The organism is Vibrio sp. QJM3NY_15, from assembly GCF_057785995.1.
This window is the reverse complement of the sequence record NZ_CM173517.1, coordinates 1,385,083-1,406,803: the sequence shown is the minus strand read 5'-3', so window position 1 is coordinate 1,406,803 and position 21,721 is coordinate 1,385,083. Positions and strand designations below refer to the sequence as shown.

Below are 21,721 nucleotides of genomic sequence, written 5' to 3'. Positions count from 1 at the left end.
TTGCCTCAATTACTTCAACTTGTCGCCAATGAGATACTCTAAAACCTTGTCGACTCTCAGATGCTGACAAGGCTCATCGGAGTGTTGCTCCATAGGCCTAAAGCTCGTGAAATCAAATTGGTTGGTTTCCCAATACTGTTTGTTCGGCAGTTTGCGCGGCACCTCACCCGGATACATGGTTTGAGGCTCGTTATTTAAAGTGACACCTTGCAGTGCTGGAACATTGTCTGAACCCGACGAAATATAACCCGCACTGGTCGCTTGAATAGACGCGATGCTCATACAACTCATGTCGATATGTTCAAACGCCGCCTGTTGCCAAGCAGGGTGTACCATCTGCTGTAACAGTGATACTAAGTTCGGATGTTGATCCGGTGTCACGTGATCGGCCTTGGTTGCGGCGAACAAAATCTTGTCGATCTTCGGCGCAAACAAGCGTCTTAGCATATTGCTTCGCCCGTACTTAAAGCTCTTCAATAACTGTTCTAACGCACCACGCATGTCCATGAAAGAGTCATAGCCTGCATTAAGTGGTTGTAAGCAATCCACCAACACGATTTGTCTGTCGAATGTCGCGAAGTGATTCTTATAGAACGCCTTTACGACCTTTTGTTGGTACTCTTCATAACGCGCTTTTAGCACTGCATAGTTGCTGGTTTTCGAGAATTTACCCTCGGGCGCAGCACACGGGAAGAATTGCAGCACAGGCGCACCTTCAAGCTCACCCGGCAATACAAATCGACCCGGCTGTACCCAGTGCAATCCGTTATCCTTACAAGTATGAAGGTACTGAGTATAGCTATCGGCAATCGCGACCAGTTTCTTTTCGTCGGCTTCGGCTAGCAAGTCAATGTCACCACGCATTGCGTTCCACTGTTGCGAGTAGGTTTCTCTATCGCCTTTCAACGCGGCGAATTGGGATTGGCTCCAAGTATCAAAGTCCATATCCAGCAAAGGTAAATCAAGTAGCCACTCACCCGGATAATCGACAATATCGAGATAAAGGGTGCTGTTTTTACTCAGCAGCTTCTTTGCGCCTTTAGCTGGTTTATATTTGATAGCTAGGCGAATCTCACTGACATCGCGCGTCGGCACTGGCCATTCTGGTGGCTGCGCATTCAAAGATTCCATCGCCTCATCATAAGAGAAGCGTGGGATCATCATGTTGTGTTGCGGGATGCGCTTAGCGCCAATAATTCTTCCGTCTCTCGCCGATGCAAGTAGAGGTAGATTTTTGTGGGTAGACGTATGAAGAAGCTGATTAACCAGCGAAGTAATGAAGGCTGTCTTACCCGCACGAGAAAGCCCCGTGACCGCTACTCGAATGTGAGAATCCGTTCCTCTGCTTATAAAGTCACTCATTTCTTGAGTTAGGTGTTTCATTTGAACGACTCCGTGATAGTTAGGCTAGCTGATTATGATAATAGAGAGGCAAGCCTATGTTCTTTCCCTGTTGGGATAGTATGTATGCTTTTGCTTGTTCTTTTACTAATAGTAGTGAGTATGCAATACCCATTCTTAATGCTAGATGAATAAAAGCCCCTGACTACATTCATAATCAGGGGCTTTAGAATTTTTCTGCGATATCCGACTCTTAATCGTCTTCAATCAACTTGTAGATAACAAACAGTGCAATCTCTGCGATTAGCCAAAGTGCACAAGTAATCGTCACGTATTTATTATCAAAGATACTGATCCCTTTCAAGATCAGGTCGTAACCAACAAAAGCACCAATCACCACTGCCAAGATAATCTGTAGGATCTGAATAAAACGAGGCATTCCTCTCTCCTATATTCTTATATCAAACTATGTGTTTATCACTATATCATTGATAATAAGACAAAAGTGCAAATAATGCTGCACTTTTGTCTTCAAGTTTCTGTCAAGAATTGCAATTCAAACGCTGAAGCTAGCGCCTGTTACGACTTTTGACTTCGGTAAATTATGCTTTTTCAGCTTCAGCAATTTTCACTTTCCACGTGTCAGGGCCGATCTGGTGCGCGTTCACGCCGTTAGAGTCAACCGCAACCGTTACAGGCATATCTTCAACTTCAAACTCGTAAATCGCTTCCATACCGAGATCTTCAAACGCGACCACACGTGCTTTTTTAATTGCTTTAGCCACTAAATAAGCTGCACCACCAACCGCCATCAGGTAAACCGATTTATGTTGTTTGATTGACTCAACCGTTGCAGGGCCGCGCTCTGCTTTACCAATCATGCCCATAATGCCGGTTTCTTCTAGCATCATGTCGGTGAACTTATCCATACGAGTAGACGTTGTTGGGCCAGCAGGACCTACCGCTTCATCGCCTACTGCATCAACAGGGCCTACGTAGTAAATGAACTTACCTTTCAAGTCGACGCCTTCTGGTAAACCTTCACCACTTTCAAGCATGCCTTGAATACGCTTATGCGCTGCATCACGACCGGTTAAGATCTTGCCTGATAGAAGAACCGTTTCGCCGGTCTTCCACTCTTGAACGTCTTCTTTAGTAATTTCATCAAGGTTAACACGGCGAGTATTTGCACCTGCTTCCCAAGTAATATCTGGCCACTCTTCTAACTTAGGTGGTGTTAGCTCTGCAGGGCCGCTACCGTCTAATGTGAAATGTACGTGACGTGTTGCTGCACAGTTCGGGATCAAGCAAACAGGCTTAGAGGCTGCGTGCGTTGGCGCTGTTTTGATTTTCACGTCAACTACAGTCGTTAGACCGCCAAGACCTTGTGCGCCAATACCCAGTTTGTTTACACGGTTGAAGATATCTAAACGAAGCTCTTCTTCAGCGTTCTCTGGACCTTTGTCGATAAGCTCTTGAATATCGATGTGTTCCATCAGAGATTCTTTTGCTAGTACTGCTGCTTTCTCTGCCGTACCGCCAATACCTATGCCTAGCATGCCCGGTGGACACCAGCCCGCACCCATTGTTGGTAGCGTCTTCTCTACCCATTCTGCAATATCATCAGAAGGGTTCAGCATCACCATCTTAGTTTTGTTCTCAGAACCGCCGCCTTTTGCTGCGATTTGAATTTCAACTTTGTTGCCAGGAACCATATTAATGTGAACAACCGCTGGTGTGTTGTCTTTGGTATTAATACGCTTACCTGCAGGGTCCATTAGGACAGATGCACGCAATGGGTTATCTGGGTTGTTGTAAGCTTGACGAACGCCTTCATCAACCATCTGTTGTACTGTTTGATCCGTTTCCCACCTAACATCCATACCGATGTTCACGAAACAAGTAACAATACCCGTATCCTGACAAATTGGACGATGGCCTTCCGCAGACATACGCGAGTTGATAAGAATCTGAGCGATAGCATCTTTTGCTGCTTGGCTCTCTTCTTTCTCGTACGCTTTTTCTAGGGCTTGGACAAAGTCTAAAGGGTGATAATAAGAAATGTACTGAAGTGCGTCAGCGACACTGCTGATCACATCTTGCTTACGAATAACCGTCATTGCATGCCTCTTTATTGTTCTGGTTCCATGTGGGGTCTTGGTTTGACTGTTTTTGTCTAACCGGATTAGTTGGCTTAGCTTTTTATTATGTTGAGCTGTATTTAGTTGCTTTAGCAATCGCTTGCATAGCTTTAAACTAAACCATGTGGTTTGCACCGTTCTAATCAAGAACCCATTTTATTTTCAATTTATGATACTCTTGCTTCCTCTCACACGCCATGCAGTGATCGAACTCTTTGTCACAAATTAAACAAATGAATAACAACGAATTTCGCTCTATCCAAATCAAGCCGCTTGAATATCAATCAACTTTAGCTAAACAGCTGTTTTCTCATATTGAAAGCGTGCCGTGGGCAATGCTATTACGCTCTGCCTCAGAAAGCCACGTCGATAGTCGATACGACATTTTAGTTGCTCAACCCATCGCCACCTTCGAGACAATCGGTGCAAAAACGACCGTCAATGTTAATGAGACGTGCGAGGTTTCAGAGTCAGACCCTTTCGAACTACTCGACCAATATCAACAGCAATTACTACCCGCAACCAGTGAGCATCCTGAACTGCCTTTCATTGGTGGCGCTTTAGGCTATTTTAGCTACGATTTGGGACGACGAGTAGAAGCTCTGCCCTCTCTTGCTAAGCGCGATATTTCTGCGCCAGACATGGCGGTTGGATTGTATGAATGGGCTGTGATTGTTGATCATAAGCTTAAAGCTGCGTTCCTTGTTGGGCAAAACATTGATACCCATTGGGATTGGTTAACTCAACAACAATCGCCAAGCCAACAAGCAGAACAAGCAGAACGGGCTCATCAGAAGTTTGGATTAACCACCCCATGGCAATCCAATATGACTGAGCAGAGTTATGCCTATAAGTTCGATAGCGTTCAAGAGTACTTGTTGTCAGGTGACTGTTATCAGATAAACCTTGCTCAACGTTTTCGTGCCGGTTACCAAGGCAGCGAATGGCTCGCTTATGAAAAGTTAGAGCAATACAACTCGGCGCCGTTTTCTGGTTTTATTCGTCTTGAACACTCAGCAATCTTAAGTGTTTCTCCTGAACGATTCTTAGAGCTCAATAGTGGCACCATTGAAACAAAACCAATCAAAGGCACACGTCCTCGTTCTGAAGAACCTATGATTGACGACGCCAATGCTCAAGACTTAGCGGCAGCAGAAAAAGATCAAGCGGAAAACCTGATGATCGTCGACCTACTGCGCAATGACATCGGTAGAGTCGCAAAGCCAGGCTCGGTTCACGTCCCTAAGTTGTTTGAGATTGAAAGTTTCCCTGCTGTGCACCACTTGGTCAGCACCATTAGAGCAGAGTTAGATGTTCAGTATTCAGCAACTGACTTATTAAGAGCTTGCTTCCCTGGCGGTTCGATTACGGGTGCTCCAAAAGTTCGTGCGATGCAGATCATTGAAGAGTTAGAACCTCATCGACGTTCAGCCTACTGTGGCAGTATTGGCTATATCAGCCGTAATGGCAGAATGGACACCAGTATTACGATTCGTACCTTGGTAGCGGAAGATAATGCCCTTTATGCGTGGGCTGGCGGTGGCGTGGTCTTTGATAGTGATTGCGCCTCTGAGTATCAAGAAACACTCGATAAGCTGAGCCGTATCTTGCCTGTACTTGAAGAGTGCTAATCTAAACAGGTAAACACCCAAACATAACTTAGCGGCGTGTTAGCCAATCTAAGTCATTAAATAAAACAAACCCTAAGCCATCCAAGATAGCTTAGGGTTTTCAGTTTTTAGAAAAGACAAAATACGGATGCGTTAGCGTTAAACAACCGTTACTGGCGCAATACCCCACTTCTTAAGCATGTCTTTAAGATCATTGGAAGTATAGGGTTTGCTGAGGATGTCATCCATTCCAGACTTAATGCAACGTTCACGCTCTTCAAGTGTCGTTCCGGCGGTGAGTGCCACAATAGACTTGGTGTAGCCTTTCTCTCTGAGCCTTTGTGTCGCTTCAAAACCATCCATAACTGGCATCCTGCAATCCATAAACACGATGTCATATTCATTGTCAGAGGCCAGTTCCAGTCCTTCGACTCCATTACCGGCGATGGTCGGCTCTATCTCATATTTACGTAGCATCTGTTGGATGATGATTTGGTTCATCTTAATATCGTCCACCACTAGAACTTTAAGTAAAGACAGTTCGACCTCTGATTCGAAGCTTTTAGCCACACAATCGCTCTCTACTGGGACGTCGATAACTTGAAGCGGAACTGAGATAGTAAACGTAGTACCAGAACCAAAGACACTGGCAACGCCAATATCACCATTCATCAACACCACCAACTTACGACAAATCGCTAAACCAAGCCCCGTGCCTTCGTAGTTTCTGCTACTTGAATTGTCAGCCTGGGTAAAAGGTTCAAACAGTGTTTTGTGGGCGGATTCGGCTATACCAACACCGGTATCTTCCACAGAGAAAACGAACTGGTTGTTTTCCCACTTAATATCGACTTTGACATGCCCGTGTTCTGTAAATTTGATTGCATTGCCAATTAAGTTTACGAACAGTTGAGTGATACGTTCTAAATCACCGTTGAAATGAGTCGGTACGTCTGGCGCAATACTGATCTTGAATTTAAGCTGCTTCTCAATCGCTCGGTTGATGAAGATACTTTCAATCGTATTTCGCAAATCGTGTAGCGCAAATTTCTTAGGAATAAGCTCCAGCATCCCTGCATTAATTTTACTGTAATCCAGTAGGTCATTAATGATGGTTCTTAGAAATTCACCAGATTGACTTAGGTTGTTCACTATCTCGCGCTGAGAACAGTTCAGCTCGGTATCACTGATCAACTCAGCACTGCCTAGCAAGCCGTTAAGCGGAGTTCTTAGTTCATGGTTGATCATCGCAACGAAATCGCGTGTCGCCCTTTCGGATTCTTCCGCTCGTTGTCGTGACTCAATGTTTCGATTAATCGCTAATTGATGACTGAGCGCGCTGCAAATCAGATCCGTGACTAGCAAGAGTTGACTCTCGATAAACTCATAGTCTTGATCGAGCAACCTAACCTTAACGATCAGCGCACCAACGATCACCTTCTCCACTTCAAGAGGCACCGTCAACAAGTCACCTTGCCATTGAGGCTCCTGAATATTTTGGTCAAGCTCACCGACAGTTTCGTCGCCATAATCGTATGTAAGAAGCTGAGGAATGAGCTTGGGAGGGAGTATCAGGCGACTGGATTCAATCAAATAGCTGTTGGTTACGTTAGTCGTTAATTCAGACAACATAATATCATCAAGGTCATTTCTGAGAAACGCGCGCCCAAAATCGATCAACAAGTTGTCGATTTGTTCTTGAAACTCAATGCGACGAATATTCGCGTTCGAACGTTTTTCTAACTGACGAAGTGCAAGTTCAAGCTGTTGGTTAGCCTCAAACAGTTCAAGGCTCTTTTGTTCCAACAATGCTTCAGCCGCTTTTCGTGCCGCTATTTGACGTTTAAGCTTCTTTTCTAGGGCTGATGCCAGATCCATATTACTTTTCGACTTTTAAATTAAACCTAACCACACTTTGGTCATCATTCTGAGGTGTCATTTCTACCACGATGGTTTCACCATGATAGTCAGCACACCCCTCGATTAACCCCAAGCAGACATGCGACATGCATCTTGCGCTCTTGTAATCAAAGATGAGTTGCGCTTCAGTCGTAGTGATGAAACTAAATTCTGGTGGCTCTGCGTCGGGATAGAGCTTCTTCACTTCTACATGAATATAGCGCTCTACGTGTTGGATAAATTGAAAAGTGGTATTGCTATGTGCAAGGCTGGCTTTGTTTGGTAAAGAGGCTAACAAGTTCTTAAATACCGACTGCCCAAATACGCGTTGTAAACTCCCAGCATCGATATCGGTTTTCTTACTTAGGTTAATAATGAGTTTCACGAGATCTTTATGGTCGTAACTTCCGACCGATGTATAGATCCCTTCGTCTTCCGACATTTCTAAAACTTCTTCCAATAGTTCCAAACCAAACTTATCTTCAACAAGCTCTAAAAATTCAGTGAATATGATTCCTTTCATCTCATACCTTTTCTTCTATTTCTTTTTAGAATGAGCCACTAAGTGAGTGTTATCAAATTCTTAAAGACAAAAACTACGTTTCACCACTCAATTTTATGACATGGGTAACGCTTACTGGCTCATATACCCATATTGAATATAGCAAAAACCTGACAATTTAAGATAAAGCACATAGAGCTTCTCTATTGATTGCTGATGCTATCTGTTGGTCCCCGAAGAGGGTGAAGTAAACAGATCAGGTACAAAAGGCCTACGCCCAACGAGCTGAGCCGCGAAATTGGCTTTCAACTCGCTGTTGTGCCTATACTTAAAAGTATAATAATCAACATATTGGCATGACATGAATAAAGACAACTTCCTTCAACAGTTCCAACTTAACCCAACGGTTGGTTACCACCCTGAATCTGTAGAGCGTGTTTCTCATATTAGTGGGGAGCAACTACGTAAGGCTGCAGTTGTGGTTGGTTTGGTTGAACGAGAAGACGGTTTACATGTCATTTTTACTAAAAGAGCAGCACATCTTAAGCACCACCCTGGTCAAATCAGCTTCCCGGGGGAAAACATGAGCAATCTGACCCTTCTATGCAATTCACTGCACTAAGAGAACTACACGAGGAAGTAGGAATTCGATCGGATCAAGTTAAAATTGTTGGGCAATTACCAGCATTGAGTACCATTAGTAAATTTTCTGTGACACCTATTGTTGCAATGGTCGATCCTGATTACAAAGCGGTTATTGATCAGAACGAAGTTGCCTCTATTTTTGAGGTGCCTGCCACCTATGTTTTGGACCAAGCCAAGCTTCATAGCCACACCGTCAATTTTAAGAAAATCAAACACCGTGTTTTTGCCATGCCCTTCGAAGAGCACCTTATATGGGGCGTCACAGCTCAAATCATCCAATCATTGCAGCAGCATGTAGTGCAACAAATTACATAACAACTACGTTTTGTTTAATCTCTGTTAACAAAAATCAACCTTTCTATGGAACAGATTTATTAATGCAATTTTACGCAAACGTTTCCCTGGTATAAATCTGAACAACCCCGCCTTTCGCATAATAAAAACTAATACCTAGCATGAGCATAAATCACCTGTAGCACGCCAATTTCGTGATCAAAAATCCGTTTTTCGCATATCATGTGACACGCCGTTTCATTACATGATTTAGATCTATTTTTTGCAGAAGAAAATTCTGCAGAATTAGCCCCAACTTATTTCCTGTTCCCAAAAAATGAGTAATTTAACATGAACACAACAACTTCTTCGGCAAATGCCGTTAAAGATTCAAGCAAGTTTAACTATAAAGATTTTACCTGGTGTTTATCACTATTCGGTACAGCAGTTGGTGCTGGCGTACTATTTCTTCCAATCAAAGCTGGTGCGGGTGGTTTTTGGCCATTAGTTATCCTAGCTCTAATCGCGGCGCCAATGACTTGGTTCGCACACAAATCTCTAGCTCGTTTCGTACTGTCTTCTAAGAACCCTGAAGCAGACATTACAGATACAGTTGAAGAACACTTCGGTAAGACCGGCGCAAACCTTATTACTTTTGCTTACTTTTTCGCTATCTACCCAATCGTTCTTATCTACGGCGTTGGTATCACCAACACGGTTGATTCTTTCCTAGTAAACCAAATGGGCATGGAATCTATTCCTCGTCCTCTTCTTTCTGGTGCACTTATCCTTGCTATGACAGCAGGTGTTGTATTCGGTAAAGAGCTGATGCTTAAAGCAACTTCAGCGATGGTTTACCCACTAGTATTCATCCTACTAGCATTATCTTTCTACCTAGTTCCTGATTGGAACACTTCAATGATGGAAACAAGCCCAGAATGGTCAGCAATGCCTTCTATTATCTGGCTTGCGATTCCAATCATCGTGTTCTCTTTCAACCACAGCCCAATCATTTCACAGTTCTCTAAAGAGCAACGTCGTGTATACGGTGATGACGCAGTTAAGAAAACTGACGCGATCACTGGCGGCGCAGCAATGATGCTGATGGGTTTTGTAATGTTCTTCGTATTCTCTGTAGTACTTTCTCTATCTCCAGAGCAACTAGCAACAGCGCAAGCACAAAACATCTCTGTACTTTCTTACCTAGCTAACGTTCACGAGTCTCCACTTATCTCTTACATGGGTCCTCTAGTAGCATTCGCAGCAATCACTTCTAGCTACTTCGGTCACTTCCTAGGTGCTCATGAAGGTCTTGTTGGTCTAATCAAGTCTCGCTCTGGTTCTTCAATCAGCACGATTGAGAAAGCATCTCTAGCGTTCATCGTTGTTACAACTTGGATTGTTGCGGTAGTTAACCCAAGCATCCTAGGTATGATTGAAACAATGGGTGCTCCAATGATTGCAGCTATCCTGTTCCTAATGCCTGTATTCGCGATGCAGAAAGTACCAGCAATGGCTAAGTACAAAACATCAGCACCTGTGCAAATCTTTACAGCTTTATGTGGTCTAGCGGCTATTAGTTCTGTAATCTACGGCGCTCTTTAATCTAAAGCGCTTTTTATAAGATGAGCTTCATCTTATATCGCGAGATTAAACACAAAATATAATGATAATAAATGAGCCTCCCTACTCCCCTTGGGAGGCTCTCTTTTTGAGGTAATCGCTATGATTAGTGTATTTGATATCTATAAAATCGGTGTTGGTCCATCGAGCTCACACACAGTTGGACCAATGAAAGCGGGTAAAGAATTTATTGATGACCTACGTTCAATGGGAAAATTGCGCGACATCACTAAAATCACCGTGGACGTATATGGATCACTATCACTGACAGGGAAAGGTCACCACACAGATATCGCTATCATCATGGGTCTTGCTGGCAATACTCCTGAGAAAGTAGATATCGACTCTATCGCGGGCTTTATTGCTCGAGTAGAAGAAACTGAACGTCTACCTGTTGGTATGCACTGTCATACTGTTTCGTTCCCTAAAGATGGCGGAATGAACTTCCATACTTCGAACCTTTCATTGCATGAAAATGGCATGAGCATTCATGCTTGGGTTGATGACGAAGTAGCATACTCAAAAACATACTACTCAATTGGTGGTGGTTTCATCGTTGACGAAGAGAACTTCGGCAAAGAAGAAGAAAACCCAATTAAAGCACCTTACGAATTCACAACAGCTGAAGAGCTGGTTAATCAGTGTAAAGAAAGCGGTCTTTCTATCAGTACACTGGTTATGAAAAACCAAGCAGCGTTCCATTCAGACGAAGAGTCTCGTACTTACTTCGCTAACATCTGGAGAACGATGCGTGAGTGTATGGATCGCGGTATGAATACTGAAGGTATCCTGCCTGGTCCACTGCGTGTTCCTCGTCGTGCAGCAGCACTTCGCCAACAGCTGATCACTTCAGAAAAAACAACTAACGATCCAATGACGGTTGTTGACTGGGTGAACATGTTTGCTTTCGCAGTAAACGAAGAAAACGCAGCGGGCGGTCGTGTAGTAACAGCACCAACAAACGGCGCGTGTGGCATCATCCCAGCTGTATTGGCTTACTACGATAAGTTCATCCAAACAGTGACAGAGAAAGACTACATCCGTTACTTCGCAGCTTCTGGCGCGATCGGTGGTCTTTACAAGCGTAACGCTTCTATCTCTGGCGCTGAAGTTGGCTGTCAGGGTGAAGTTGGTGTGGCATGTTCTATGGCTGCTGCTGGTCTTGCTGAGCTTATGGGTGGTAGCCCAGAGCAAGTATGTATGGCTGCAGAAATCGGCATGGAGCACAATCTAGGTCTAACGTGTGACCCAGTTGCAGGCCAAGTACAAGTACCATGTATCGAGCGTAACGGTATTGCTGCAGTTAAAGCAATCAACTCAACTCGTATGGCACTTCGTCGCTCTTCTGCTCCTACTGTTTCTCTAGATAAAGTTATCGAAACAATGCTAGAAACCGGTAAAGACATGAACGCTAAATACCGTGAGACTTCTCAAGGTGGTTTGGCTGTTAAGGTTGTTTGCTAGTCTGTATTAGTTAACAAGCCAACACTTAACTCAGTCTGCTTGATAACGAGCAGATAATAAAAAGGAACGCCAATGCGTTCCTTTTTTAGTATCTGAAACTTGGTAACTGATTTATTCAAGCGACCAAATTTTTTGCTAAATCACTTGCGAGATAAGCAAGAAGCAACCAAACAGCAATGAGAAAAGCATCATTGGTCGGCCACCTTCAGCGCTGTATCTGTCTTCCGCTACTTTCATAAAGCGTTGCTTATGAACCATAACCAGAGGAACAAAAACAGCCAAGAACACTAAGATGATGCCTGCATAGTTCAACACTTGTAGGAACTTATCTGCAGCAAGCAGTGAACCCGCCAGCGGCAAGATGAAACTAATGCAGTAAGTGACCGCTGTGTTTTGGTTAAACATGTCTCTGTTCTGGTTGAACAAAGACATCGCTACACCAAAGAAAGAGGTCAACAACGCCAAGCCAGTGAAGGTAGACAGAACGTTACCCACCCAAGGAGACTGAGCCTCAAACGCCGCCATCAAATCTGATACGTTCTTGAAGCTTCTAAATTGCTCTTCACTCAAGTTACCGACCACAGCAAACAACCAGCACAAGTAACACACTAATGGAATCAGAGAACCGACGATCACCATGTTACGCAGCTGTTTGTCTGTCGCTTCGTGGTTGTAAGAAACCAAGGTTGGAATCACAACCATAAAGCCAAAGCTTGTGAACAGGATTGCACTGGTTTTGATTAGATCGACGTGGTCATGGCTGGTTACCTGCATCAAGTTTTCTTGCGTCATGCTTGGTGCTAAAAACACCATAGTTGCAAACAAGCTTGCTAGCATCACAAAGAACAATGCGCGGTTGAGCTTATCAATCACTCCTGTGCCACTCGCGACAACGGCACCCGCAAGTAAGGTAAACGTGATTTGGCTCGTCATTGCGCTAATGTCTACACCGAAGTTAGACAGTAACTTACTCAGCAAATCACCCGCCCCCAGAATGTAGGCCATCAATAGGCAAATCAATAACGCGTAAAGTAGGCCGTTGGTAATCAACTGCCCTTGTTTGCCCAGAGTTTTTCGAGCAATAGAGTTCAACCCTAGACCGCCACCAGCTTTGATGGTCGCTTCTAGAAGTAATAATGCTGCGTAAGTGGTGCCGAAACAGATCAGAACCATCAACAGTGTGCCGTAAAGCAATCCAAATTGAGCTAATACCATTGGGATCGCAAGCATACCAGCACCGAGAGCGGTACCAGCGATAATTAGGGAGCTACCCATCATTTTAATATTCATTGTTTTTAACTTATTTGTTTAGTTTTTATAGGTGTGAGTCTTCGCACATCAAGCGGATGACAAAGGAGTTCAAATAGAAATAAAGTTATAAAACGAATAACAATAGGAGCGATAAGCAGTAAAGAAGCGTGCAGAGACATTGTCGAACAGGGTGTTCAAAGGAGATCTTGTCTTAAAGGAGGTAAAACGAGAAGCGTGAGTGAGCGTTAACTGATGTGGTGAACCTTCTGTAGGTTCAATAATCGGCGATGTAATCTTGAATTTCATGTATGTGTCCAATAATTGAGTCACATTCCATAGTATTTGAAGCAGCGTATCCGTTGCTGCCCTACCTCTAGCATTAAAGGTCTTTTCATCTTATCGAATGAGCCTCGAAACACAACGCTGTAACCACAATTTCTGCTATTAAATTGAACAAAACAGCCGTTTGAGCAGAAATTAACCACCAAACCGTGTAAAACAATAATCATTTATAATAGAAACCAAAGAGAGACCCAATGGCCTCTCTTTTTATCCAAACGAAAACATTACATTTATGGCGCTGGGCTATATAAACGAGGTGGACTGTTGTTTGGTAAGTGAATCAGATTTAAGCGATTACGTCTTGCCCATTCGACCGTCAATGAGGTCGGAGCCGACAAACAAACCAAGGTTGCGATTTTGGCACGCACGGCTTTATGGATAAGCTCTAAACTGCAACGACTAGTCATAATCACGAACCCCGACTTAGGGTTGTTCTCGTTCACAGCCATCGCCCCTATTAATTTATCCAGTGCGTTATGGCGGCCGATGTCTTCACGACAAAGTGAAATTTCACCTTTCGAATTCGCAAACAAAGCGGCATGTAAAGCACCGGATATTTTGGCTGCTTTTTGATGTTCGGCAATTCGCCCTCTTAACCCCTGAAAAACCAGTGGACTGGGTGGTAATGACGATGGCAATGGAACCAAATCCGGAAGTGCTTGTTCAAGCGCCTCAACACCGCACAAACCACAACCTGTGGTTCCAGCCAAGTTACGCCGCTGAGTTTTCATGTCCCAAAAAGCGCGATTGCTAATTTCTACTTGCGCGTAATGAGATTCACCATTGCCGCCAATCTCAATATCACGAATTTCACTGAATCTTTTTATGATACCGGTGCTTAAACTAAAACCGCGCACAAAGTCTTCCATGTGGCCAGGCGTCACCATCATAACCGCCTGACTGATCCCGTTATAACTGATCGTCAATGCAGATTCGTTTGCCAGAGGTGCATCCACCACCATGCTATAGCCCGTGAGCTCTCGATAGCTCATAGCATTGGGCTTTGGAGGCGCTTGATTAAAATCAGGCAGTTCAATATAGGATTGAGTTATACATCTCATAAAATCACCCAGAAAGACGGTCAGCTTGACGATATCGACTCAGACTGAAAATGTTACTGATTAAATAAATATCACTGGTTAAACAAGTGTTTTGCTTCAGCAAAGCATTGATCAGTGAGTGCCGAATAAGGTTCTTGTTTACGCTTAAGTAGACCGAGAGGCGAATGCACCACGGCTTTTTCTATCGGTACGATACGCAGTTGTTCGTTGAGCTCTTCCAATCCTGAGTTAAGCGGCATAACAGCACAGCACAAGCCACTGGTGACGGCTTGGATAAGATGAAACGTAGAGTTACTTTCAATCAAAGTCTGCGGAACTAGGCCTTTACTACCGAAGCTCAAATCAATCGAATGACGATAATGCATGCCTTTAGACAAAAGCCCCAAAGGAATGCTATTGAGTGATTCCCATAAGACTTCCGACTCAGCAAAATCAAAGAATCGGCTGTCATACAGAATGCCTAAATCCGTCGAGTTCATTTCTATAACGTCAAAATAAGCCGTATTGATCTGGTCGGTGTAACACATGCCTAAATCAAGTTGGTTACGATTGAGCTGGTCGATGATCTGCTCAGATGTCATCGACAAAATTTGAAAACGAAGTTCAGGGAATTTTTCTGCTAAAGGCTTAATCAACTGCATTGGGTTTTGGCTAGCTAAAGGCACCATGCCAACTCTTAGCGAGCCGACCAGTTGACCACGGCAGTTAGCCGCTTCAGCTTGTAAGCCGTCATGAGCCGCTAAGACCGTCTTTGCCCAAGCCAATATACGTTCGCCCGCTTCGGTAAACCCTTCAAAACGTTGACTTCTTGAAATCAACTCGAGGTCTAACTCTTCTTCTAAACGCCTTATCCTCATCGACAACGTAGGCTGAGTAATATGGCAAAGTGTCGCAGCCTGACCAAAGTGTTTCGTTTGATCTAAAGCGATTAAATACTTAAGTTGTTTTATATCCATGAATGATTAGTAAAACCTTGAAATGAAGCGTCGTCTTCGCGTTCGTCGTGCACTCACTGTTCTCTGTGATTGAAAAGAGCTATCACGGGAAATGATTCAATCTGTAAAGCAACAGCCAAAATAAAACGGTATTTTTTGATTTAAATCAAGGTATGCCTAATTTAAATACAGGTCAAATCTAAATTATCTATAGCGTGATAGACAGCAACTATCATGGAAGACTCAGCTATACCAAGGCCGCTCGACGAATCTCTCATAAAATAGAACTCACATCGCACTGGCTAATAAATTCTATTTATCACTGTAACAAGTCTATTTATCACTGTGACAAAAGCGATACTTTCCATATTTACTCGCCATGATAGATTCTATTTATCACTTAGTCGGCAATATCAATTGGACGCACCGCCCCTTAACGACATAACCTTTGATTTAGATCATGGCAAAAAAAACAGCCAATCTATTTCTGAATTTTCAAAGCAGTAAACAGGTATCGACATCAAATAATCAAAACCGTTTTACTCCCGCCTTATTTTTATAACGCGCCTGTTTTTACCGGTTCCCTTGTTTACTGCCGTTCCCACGTGCGAGGAGTGCAGTTGTGAGCCAAAAAGAACAGATAAAAAAATATAAAGGTCCTGCTGGTGGTTGGGGCGCGTTAAGAGCCGTCACTAAGAGTTGGTGGGGCAGCGAAAACGCCATCAAAAACATTCGAACAATGCTTAAAACGAATCAAAACGGTGGTTTTGATTGCCCGGGATGCGCATGGGGTGAATCCCCACAAGGCAGTAAAGTGAACTTCTGTGAGAACGGTGCAAAAGCCGTGAACTGGGAAGCCACAAATCGATTTGTGGACCCTAATTTTTTCGCTGAACACAGCGTAACATCCTTGTCATCACAAACAGATTACTGGCTGGAATACCAAGGCCGAATAACCCATCCGGTGAAGTACGACGCTGCATCCGACCACTACATTCCTATCGCGTGGGACGAAGCATTCTCGCTCGTAGCCAAGCATTTGAAGCAACTCGACTCACCACATCAAGCTGAATTTTATACCTCGGGTCGAGCCAGTAATGAAGCGGCGTTCTTATACCAACTCTTCGTCCGTGCGTTTGGAACAAATAACTTCCCAGACTGTTCAAACATGTGCCACGAAGCCAGTGCAATTGGCATGAAAGATACGGTCGGTGTGGGCAAAGGAACCGTGATTTTTGACGACTTTGAAAAAGCAGACGCAATCTTTGTACTCGGGCAAAACCCAGGCACTAACCACCCCCGCATGCTTGAACCATTGCGTGAAGCGGTAAAACGCGGTGCGCAGGTGATCTGTTTCAACCCATTGAAAGAACGTGGACTTGAACGTTTCCAAAATCCTCAAGTTCCGGTTGAAATGTTAAGCAATGGTTCAAAACCAACTAATACAGCTTATTTAAGACCAGCATTAGGTGGCGATATGGCGGTCTTTCGTGGGATGGCTAAATATTTGCTGCAATGGGAGCGTGATGCGCTCGCAACCGAAGGAAAAGCTATATTTGATCGTCAATTCATCAGCGAACACACCACAGGTATTGAAGAATACTTAGCAGAAGTTGATGCGACGACATGGGAACATATCGCTGAACAATCGGGGTTAGCTTTAAGCGAAATAGAAATGGTTGCTGACATGTACCGCCGTTCAGAAAAAGTGATCATGTGTTGGGCTATGGGGCTAACACAACATCGTCATTCAGTACAAACCATCAAAGAAGTAGCCAATGTGCAATTGTTGCGCGGCAACGTTGGTAAGCCGGGTGCTGGGCTATCACCTGTTAGGGGACATAGTAATGTCCAAGGCGATCGTACGATGGGTATCGATGAAAAACCCTCAAACCAATTTCTAGATAGCATAGAACGCCGCTTTAATTTCAATGCCCCACGTGATGTAGGCCACAACACCATACAAGCGATTAAAGCGATGGAAGAAAAACGCTCTAAAGTCTTTATTGGTTTAGGTGGTAATTTTGCGCAAGCCACACCCGATACTCCTCGCACGCATCTGGCGATGAAAAATTGTGACCTAACCGTTCATATCTCAACCAAACTCAATCGCTCTCACCTTGTTACCGGTCAAGATGCCCTGATTCTGCCATGTTTGGGACGTACGGAAATCGATACACAAGCTAATGGGCCACAAGGCATCACCGTAGAAGATACCTTCAGCATGGTTCACATTTCTTACGGACAGCTCGAACCTCGATCAGAGCATTTACGTTCTGAACCAGCCATTGTCGCGGGTATTGCTAATGCCACACTGGGCAGCCATCCAATCGATTGGAATTGGGTCATTCAAGATTATGGGCATATTCGAGATCTCATTGCAGATACGATTCCGGGCTTTACTGACTTCAATCAGAAACTGGCAAATCCGGGTGGATTTCATTTAGTCAATCCTGCCGCAAATCGTCAATGGAACACCCTCAGTGGCAAAGCACAATTTGGCTCCAATGAACTGCCAAAACAACTGATTAATGAAGCGGTGTTACAGGGTGATAATAAACCCGATCTGATCTTGCAAACCATGCGTTCCCATGACCAATACAACACCACGTTATATGGCTTGAATGACCGTTATCGCGGTGTCTTTGGTATGCGCGAAGTTTTGTTTATCAATGAAGCCGATATATTGAAGCTCGGTTTTAACCCGGGTGACAAGGTCGATATGGTGTCGCTTTGGGAAGATGGTGTAACGAGAAAAGTGAAAGGGTTTACCTTGGTGGCTTATGACGTTCCACAGGGGCAGGCGGCGGCTTACTATCCTGAAACCAACCCTCTGGTTCCTTTAGACAGCTATGGCGAGCGAACCTTTACCCCTACCTCGAAATTTATCGCCATCAGATTAGAGAAATCAATCTCTGACGCCATTCCCCTTTCAACCGTCAGCTAACTCTCAATAGACAACTGAAAGTAAAAATCCACCTGTTTTGGCAGGTGGATTTTAATATTGACGCTTGGCTAGTATATTCAACAACAAGAAAAGTATTCGCATAACTCATCAATAAACACCTTCACTTTGCGCGGCGTATTCACTCGCTCTCGGTAAAGTGCGTAGACAGTCCTGTCTTTAAGCGCATACTGCGGCAGGATTTCCACCATTTCCCCAGACTCTAGATCTTCTTGGGCTAATTGCCTTGGCAGCATTGCAATGCCATAACCTGAACGAACGGCGACCTTTACTGCTTGCACGCTGTTTACGGTAAGGCTTGGCTTTAGGTTTACATCAAGGAAAGCCCCGTAAAACTCGAACCGCCACACACCATCATTCTTAAGGTTTGGATCTTCAATTATGCGGTGATTCACTAAATCACTAGGAGTTTCGATCTCTGAGCGATTAGCCAAATATTTAGGTGAAGCACAAACCAAATTCTGATTAACAATGATGGTGCGTGCGATCATTCCTAAGTCTTTCGAAACCAAATCACCAGAACGAATCGCAATGTCATAGCCGACCGTTGCGAGATCTTGAACGTCATCCGAAAGCATCAGGTTCATATTCAAATCCGGATATTTATCAGAAAATTCTAAAATGAAAGGCATTAACATGATCTCAGTGAGACCTTTGGGTGCCATTACACTCAAAGCGCCAACCATTTCAGAGCTATCAAATCTCAACGAATCATTTAAGTCTTCAATTCGGTCGACTAATCCGTGAGCCTCATTAAAATAGCGACGGCCTGACTCAGTTAAAGACAGTGACTTGGTAGATCGATTCAATAAGCGGGTATTGAGATAAGTTTCCAGTTCCCTAACATGTCGACTGACCAAAGATTTTGATACTCCGATCTTCTTAGCAGCACGCGTAAAACTGCCTTCCTCAACAGTCACAATAAATGACTTAATGGACGTTAGAACGTTCATGGCCCCACCCTGCTGTTTACATATTGTCGACAGACTATCCACTAAATGGGATCTACTCAAGACAATGGGGTTCAATTAGATTGTTTGTACTCAACAAACATAAGGATAGAAGCCATGACAAGTAAGCAAGTTCAAACTGTAAAAGACTACTTTAAGTACTGTGTAGACGGTAAACAGACTCACCGTGTTGGCGAATACTTTGCTCAAGATACAATGATCCACCGACCCGATTGCAACAAGATAATAAACGGTATCATTGAGTTCGAAGCAATGTTAAAAGTTCATGTTACTGACCGATATGAATCACTGGAAACAACATTTCAAAAAATCGTAGAGGACGGCCATCAAGTTGTTGTTGCGCTCACTCATCGTGCAAAAGGTGCTGATGAGTGGAAAGGCTACCAACTGAATGGCGAGAACGTTACTTGGACTAGTCTGACTTACTTCCGATTCAATGATGAAGGCAAAGTCGTTGAGGAGATTGTTGAACGAAATGAGTTAAGCATGGCACTTCAACTGGGCTTAAAGCTAACCAACTAAACAATCACGGGAATGATAGCGACTTCGCTGTTATGCCCGATTGAATAATACTAAGACGGAGGCATCTATTAGGTGCCTTTTAAGAACCGGCGTTTTCAAAGTCATGTGCTTTCCTGATGCCTTTCATACACTTTAAATTGAAAGATAGACTCCCGTTCAAACCCTAAAGAACACAGTCACAAACTCGCTACATCACAGAAACATAACCACAACCGGAGTGTGGTCACACAATTCGTTATACCCCATAGGGAGTAGATGGTCTTCCCGTTAAAGTATGCGCGTCATTATAAATAATAAAAACCGACTACCCTATGCGCTCAACAATCACTGTCAAAATCCTAGTGGCTCTCGCCATCGTATTCACATTCCTGCTCGTCATATCGACGTATTTTCAATACTCACAGCAAAAACAACTGGTTAACTCAGTATTGAGTGAACAACTTCATGATAAAGCCAGCAACTATTTCGATAGCCTCAATATGATGATGCTCACCGGCACGATGGCGCAAAAAGAAACGTTACGTCAAAAAGCATTAGCTCAAGAAGGGATTGAAAACGTACGAGTACTACGTGCTGATGCAGTCAGTAAGCTCTACGGGCCGGGTAGCGAGAATCAGAAACCGGTTGATGATATAGATAAACGGGCACTGGCTGGTGAAACCATTATTGAGACTTTCTCTGCCGAATGGGGTAAAGGCTTAGTTATCGCCCTACCGATGAAGTCGAGTGAAAACTACCGTGGAACCAATTGTGTCGCTTGCCATATGGCACCTGAAGGTGAAGTCCTTGGCGCAATACGCCTTGAATACAACCTAAACCATGTCAATTCATTGATTAACACTCAAACCATGGCGGCCATTGGCATTATGGCGGTGATTTCCTTCGTTGGTTTTGTACTAACGATGGGGTTAATTCGTAAAATTATTGTTCGCCCTCTCCAGCAGACTTCAAACTTCATGACACAAGTCAGCAAAGATAAAAATCTATCCACTCGACTACCTGAACAAAGTAACGATGAAATAGGTACTTTAGCGAGTTCTATAAACTCTTTTATGGGGACGGTTTCAGACAGCTTAGTCAAAGTACAAGACACCTCATATAAGCTCAATGCTTCTGCTAACCAGTTGACCAGTGTTGCCCAAATCACAGAACAAGCCGCCAGCGATCAACAGAATGAAACCGCTGAAGTTCAACACAATGTGGAGGGGATACAAGCGCAACAAGTGAATGTAGAGCAAGCAACATCAACAGCATCCGAGTTGATCAATCACACCGCAGATGTCGCGTGTAAAAGTGCCAATCAAGCGCACGGTGCGAGCAGCGAAATTAAAAACTTGGTGACCAGTATTGAAGAGGTGAAACACAAAATACTCACGCTCAATGAACAAACGGGCGAAGTGTCCTCTATATTGAGTGTTATTCGTGGCATTGCTGAACAAACCAATTTATTGGCGCTCAATGCTGCGATCGAAGCGGCACGAGCAGGAGAGCAAGGTCGAGGTTTTGCTGTCGTTGCTGATGAAGTTCGCAACCTCGCCTCACGAACGGCTGAAGCTACGGGTAATATTGAATCGATCATTCACCAATTCCAACAAGGCAGTGAGGAGTCTCTGACTTCTGCTGACCGTGTTTGTGCGCAAGCTCATCAAAGCTCAACAGATATTGATGCCCTGTCCCACGATATGAACGGGGTGGTCGAAGAGATGAAACAAGTGCTCGCTCATGCTCAAAATATTCAACAGCAAACACAATCCACAACACTCGCGACCAAAGATGTTCAACACAAAGTCGAAACCATTACTTCTCATGCCAATGATACCTCGCAGTCGGCAGGAGAAACACGCGGGATCAGTAACGATTTAGAAGAGCTGTCTGATCATCTCGAGTCACTGATTAATCAATTCACGCTCGCCAACACTGGAAACCGTAAAAATTAGTATTCAATTGAGACCAAAGAGACAATTTTTTGGTGTGACAAAGTAGAAAATAGAGCAAAAAATCAGCCCTTATTGGCTTTTATCCTCGATAGACAAAATATTTCTTTCGCCGAGCAAGAATAAAGGTTGAAGCTGTCTGTATGACAGGTAATATGTTCAATCGATTTAAAAAGTTTATACAACTCAATGTTTCGGCTAATTATTGTTCAAATAACGGTTTATTTGCTGCAATGCTAGAG

15 protein-coding genes and 1 pseudogene are annotated in these 21,721 nt (G+C 43.8%); 7 read left to right on the top strand and 9 right to left on the bottom strand.

The window, feature by feature from the left end:
- Positions 1–9 precede the first annotated feature (9 nt).
- The 3 genes from AC3CKG_RS06245 to AC3CKG_RS06235 form a co-directional block, all read right to left on the bottom strand.
- Positions 10–1,383: a YcjX family GTP-binding protein gene (locus AC3CKG_RS06245; protein WP_488529003.1), complete on the bottom strand. Its 1,374-nt coding sequence runs from the start codon at positions 1,381–1,383 to the stop codon at positions 10–12.
- Positions 1,384–1,594: 211 nt separating this feature from the next.
- Positions 1,595–1,780 carry a hypothetical protein gene (locus tag AC3CKG_RS06240; RefSeq protein WP_004734731.1) on the bottom strand — a complete coding sequence of 62 codons (186 nt, stop codon included), beginning with the start codon at positions 1,778–1,780 and terminating at the stop codon, positions 1,595–1,597.
- A gap of 163 nt (positions 1,781–1,943) precedes the next feature.
- Positions 1,944–3,461 (bottom strand): fumarate hydratase, encoded by a 1,518-nt coding sequence (locus AC3CKG_RS06235; RefSeq protein ID WP_009847029.1) that lies wholly within the window; start codon positions 3,459–3,461, stop codon positions 1,944–1,946.
- Positions 3,462–3,715: 254 nt separating this feature from the next.
- Here AC3CKG_RS06235 and pabB point away from each other — a divergent pair, with 254 nt between their 5' ends.
- The gene (gene pabB, locus AC3CKG_RS06230) at positions 3,716–5,113 is read left to right on the top strand and encodes an aminodeoxychorismate synthase component I (RefSeq protein ID WP_488529002.1); all 1,398 of its coding nucleotides are present in this window, start codon (positions 3,716–3,718) and stop codon (positions 5,111–5,113) included.
- Positions 5,114–5,251: 138 nt separating this feature from the next.
- On the opposite strand, the gene AC3CKG_RS06225 is transcribed toward pabB, so the two are convergent.
- A complete protein-coding gene (locus AC3CKG_RS06225) occupies positions 5,252–6,970 on the bottom strand; it encodes an ATP-binding protein (protein WP_488529001.1) in 1,719 nt (572 codons plus the stop codon).
- Between the two features lies 1 nt (position 6,971).
- Positions 6,972–7,514 (bottom strand): heme NO-binding domain-containing protein, encoded by a 543-nt coding sequence (locus AC3CKG_RS06220; RefSeq protein WP_065103740.1) that lies wholly within the window; start codon positions 7,512–7,514, stop codon positions 6,972–6,974.
- A 340-nt stretch (positions 7,515–7,854) separates the two neighbouring features.
- Here AC3CKG_RS06220 and AC3CKG_RS06215 point away from each other — a divergent pair.
- The 3 genes and pseudogenes from AC3CKG_RS06215 to AC3CKG_RS06205 all read left to right on the top strand — a co-directional run bounded on the left by AC3CKG_RS06215 (position 7,855) and on the right by AC3CKG_RS06205 (position 11,498).
- Positions 7,855–8,453 (top strand): annotated as a pseudogene (locus tag AC3CKG_RS06215) (CoA pyrophosphatase).
- Between the two features lie 309 nt (positions 8,454–8,762).
- Positions 8,763–10,016 carry an aromatic amino acid transport family protein gene (locus AC3CKG_RS06210; RefSeq protein ID WP_017109687.1) on the top strand — a complete coding sequence of 418 codons (1,254 nt, stop codon included), beginning with the start codon at positions 8,763–8,765 and terminating at the stop codon, positions 10,014–10,016.
- A 120-nt stretch (positions 10,017–10,136) separates the two neighbouring features.
- Positions 10,137–11,498: an L-serine ammonia-lyase gene (locus tag AC3CKG_RS06205; protein WP_017109686.1), complete on the top strand. Its 1,362-nt coding sequence runs from the start codon at positions 10,137–10,139 to the stop codon at positions 11,496–11,498.
- Positions 11,499–11,633: 135 nt separating this feature from the next.
- Here the strand turns inward: AC3CKG_RS06205 and AC3CKG_RS06200 are convergent, their stop codons facing one another.
- From AC3CKG_RS06200 to AC3CKG_RS06190, 3 genes are all read right to left on the bottom strand, one after another.
- The gene (locus AC3CKG_RS06200) at positions 11,634–12,776 is read right to left on the bottom strand and encodes an amino acid permease (protein ID WP_488529228.1); all 1,143 of its coding nucleotides are present in this window, start codon (positions 12,774–12,776) and stop codon (positions 11,634–11,636) included.
- 545 nt (positions 12,777–13,321) lie between these two features.
- Positions 13,322–14,152, bottom strand: coding sequence for a formate dehydrogenase accessory sulfurtransferase FdhD (fdhD, locus tag AC3CKG_RS06195; protein ID WP_488529000.1), 831 nt, complete (start codon positions 14,150–14,152; stop codon positions 13,322–13,324).
- 71 nt (positions 14,153–14,223) lie between these two features.
- Complete coding sequence (locus AC3CKG_RS06190) at positions 14,224–15,108, bottom strand: LysR family global transcriptional regulator AcsS (protein ID WP_004734714.1); 885 nt, start codon at positions 15,106–15,108, stop codon at positions 14,224–14,226.
- Positions 15,109–15,709: 601 nt separating this feature from the next.
- Between AC3CKG_RS06190 and AC3CKG_RS06185 the strand changes: the two genes are divergently transcribed.
- Complete coding sequence (locus tag AC3CKG_RS06185) at positions 15,710–18,034, top strand: FdhF/YdeP family oxidoreductase (RefSeq protein ID WP_488528999.1); 2,325 nt, start codon at positions 15,710–15,712, stop codon at positions 18,032–18,034.
- Positions 18,035–18,111: 77 nt separating this feature from the next.
- Here AC3CKG_RS06185 and AC3CKG_RS06180 read toward each other — a convergent pair whose 3' ends face one another.
- Entirely contained in the window at positions 18,112–19,005 is an 894-nt protein-coding gene (locus AC3CKG_RS06180) for a LysR family transcriptional regulator (protein ID WP_281052902.1), read from the bottom strand.
- A gap of 114 nt (positions 19,006–19,119) precedes the next feature.
- On the opposite strand from AC3CKG_RS06180, the gene AC3CKG_RS06175 reads away from it, so the two are divergent.
- Positions 19,120–19,545, top strand: a complete 426-nt coding sequence (locus tag AC3CKG_RS06175) for an ester cyclase (RefSeq protein WP_488528998.1) — start codon at positions 19,120–19,122, stop codon at positions 19,543–19,545.
- A 311-nt stretch (positions 19,546–19,856) separates the two neighbouring features.
- The gene (locus AC3CKG_RS06170) at positions 19,857–21,482 is read left to right on the top strand and encodes a methyl-accepting chemotaxis protein (protein WP_281052901.1); all 1,626 of its coding nucleotides are present in this window, start codon (positions 19,857–19,859) and stop codon (positions 21,480–21,482) included.
- Positions 21,483–21,721: the final 239 nt, after the last annotated feature.